Genomic DNA, 2,481 nt, shown 5'->3' with positions numbered 1-2,481 from the left:
CCTTCATTAAAATAAAAATCCCCTTCTGCATATAGGTGCACAAGGGGATTTTTTCAAATTAATCTATTCGTTCTACAGATAATGTTCATAAATAAATAAGAAACGGTGTATATTCACACTAACATCTATAAATATGGAATTCAAGATATAAGCATCTACCTATAGAATCTGATACCTACTGTTTTTATTCACCAAACAATTCTTATGTTTTATTTCACATAAAAATAATACCACTTGCGCTCGTCTAACCAAGCCGTAAACTTATCGATATTTCCGGATGGGTATCCATTTGTAACAGCATATCCAATACCGTCTTTCTGAATAACAATTTGTCCGTCAATACCCGCGTCAACCATCGCTTGGGATAAGACTTGTAAATTACTGAATCCTACACCTCCAGTTTGTACTTTGAGCAATTGAACTGCACCGTCTCCAGTTTGTCCTGTAAGAGCATACACAATTGAGTTAGCGATGTTATCAACATTCCATTTAGCCATGTCTGCATCATTATCGATAAATCCAAGTTCAATTAAAATTGCTGGTGCCTTTGTATTAGCTAGAACATAAAGTTCCTTGCGTTCCTTAGCACCACGATTAGACCAACCTATATCTTTTGAAAGTTGTGCCGATACTTTTGCTGCCAACGATTGTTGGTCATAGTAGCACACTTCCACACCATTTGCTGTGCCATTATAAGAGTTCAAATGAAATGAGATTACAAAGTCAACTGAATGAGAGTTACAATTACGAACAATATTTGATAAGTTTTGCGCTTGAGTTGAGCCTATTTCGTCTGTATCATCATATACTGTGTGTCCTAAAGCTCTCAATTTAGTTGCAATCGCATCCTTAACCTGACGATCCATGACATGCTCTTTTCTACTACCCCAATTAGCACCTTGTACAATACTATTGTGACCACCATGTAAACTATATTTAGCCATTACTCTACATCTCCTTTTTTATTAGTATATTCAGAGTTTGTCTTATTGCTCTTACCACCCAAAATATTAACTGCATTTGTTAAAGCTTGCGGGTGTGGAATTCCCATGCGTCCTGCATTTTCTAAAAGTGAAAGTAACTTATTACCCATGAAGAAGAAAATAGTCCCTTTACGAATAGCACGGTTACTTCCAAACGCTTTTTCACTTTTGTCTTAACACTCCAAGTTCTATGTTCATAACAAGGTCTGTGCATCCCATTAAATCTTCAATTTCACGAGTGCTTAATTTCTCTTTTCGTTTTTACTTATTTTTCTTTTTAGCTTGTTTTGATTACTTTTTCCATTCACGTAATTAACCTCTTAACACCTCATTTCCCCATCTTCCTTTTCAAAATAAAAAAAGACACCTATTCCTAAAACAGCTTTAATTGCTGCTTTAATGAATTGGTGTCCTCTAGTTTTCTAGCCGGACTATATCTTATTTCTTTTCGTTTTCAGAAATTAACCTTTGCAAAAACATACCTAGACACATTCTTAACTTTTAATTAACTTGAAACATGAATTTTTTATAATTTTTATGCACCGATAAAATAAACCCCATCAGTATCATATTTGAAAATAGCGAACTCCCTCCATATAAAAAAAGGAAGTGCGATTCCTTTTACCGGCATTACCCCAACAATCATACCAATATTTTGAAAGATTTGCAGTGTTAAAACACTAATTGGCCCAGCACATAATAATGTACCAAACAGATTCTCTGCTGAATAAGCAATTATAGTTACTCGATATATAAGAAGTAACATTATGATGAATTAGTCATATATTATTTCCAAGTAAAAAAACCTAATTTACTTCGAGATATCTCACTTTTTCCTTAAAGAGTACTTTTTAAATGTGCTCTTTTTAGGTTTATCAACATAAAACTAAACATTCCGTCAATAATAAAGATAGGCGAAAGCCAGAACTCATTTAACCGTCCCTGTAGTTCTTCTCTTTTCTGTATTGAGCAGTTAGCTTTTACTAGCTGCTCCTTTATTTACACATATCGTAAGACTTCGAATACATTATGTTTGAAAGTGCTCTGTTTTATCAAAAGGCGATTCGGCGACGATTGCCTTTTTTATTTCTACAAAATGAAATTTTTATTACATACAATTTCGTATACCATATGCAATCTTGTTTACACTATAAATGTAACTTTAGGTTACACATCTATTACTTGCAGGGCCTAATTTCCTTTTGTGCAACAAGTGGTTAGCTAACTTCGCTGACTGCTTTGTTGTGCCGAATGAATTTTTTATTTCTCAACATCCAACATATGGTATCCATATTCCAATAATAGTAATATAAAGGTACCTTCAGTTATTAAATGTCCCTTTTTAAAGGCCCTGTCTAAAAACAGGGCCTTTAAAATTTATTCTCTACTAAAATAGTATTTTTGTTATAAATCCCTCTATAAACGCTCTAATTTCCTCAGTATCCAATTAAATCCCAAGAAATAGGTGTACCTTTTTTAATATCCTTACTCGCTTTTT

The 2,481-nt window shown here is 33.5% G+C and carries 1 protein-coding gene and 2 pseudogenes; all 3 read right to left on the bottom strand.

The genetic code is table 11. The features are described 5' to 3' along the window. Positions 1-209 precede the first annotated feature (209 nt). Complete coding sequence (locus tag JFU23_RS00015) at positions 210-944, bottom strand: N-acetylmuramoyl-L-alanine amidase (RefSeq protein ID WP_201031016.1); 735 nt, start codon at positions 942-944, stop codon at positions 210-212. After that, positions 944-1,147: pseudogene (locus tag JFU23_RS00010) on the bottom strand (phage holin family protein); the annotation flags it as partial. The gene JFU23_RS00015 and the pseudogene JFU23_RS00010, both read right to left, overlap by 1 nt. Before the next feature lie 337 nt (positions 1,148-1,484). Further along, a pseudogene (locus JFU23_RS00005) lies at positions 1,485-1,752 on the bottom strand (FtsW/RodA/SpoVE family cell cycle protein); the annotation flags it as partial. Positions 1,753-2,481: the final 729 nt, after the last annotated feature.

It is taken from the genome of Bacillus sp. TH50, assembly GCF_016650565.1.
Taxonomy (GTDB): Bacteria; Bacillota; Bacilli; order Bacillales; family Bacillaceae_G; genus Bacillus_A; species Bacillus_A mycoides.
This window is presented reverse-complemented; position numbering and strand designations above follow the sequence as displayed.

What these genes read in the sequence shown, in the direction of transcription:
- JFU23_RS00015 (WP_201031016.1), bottom strand. Translation starts at nt 944, where the DNA reads ATGGCTAAATATAGTTTACATGGTGGTCACAATAGTATTGTACAAGGT.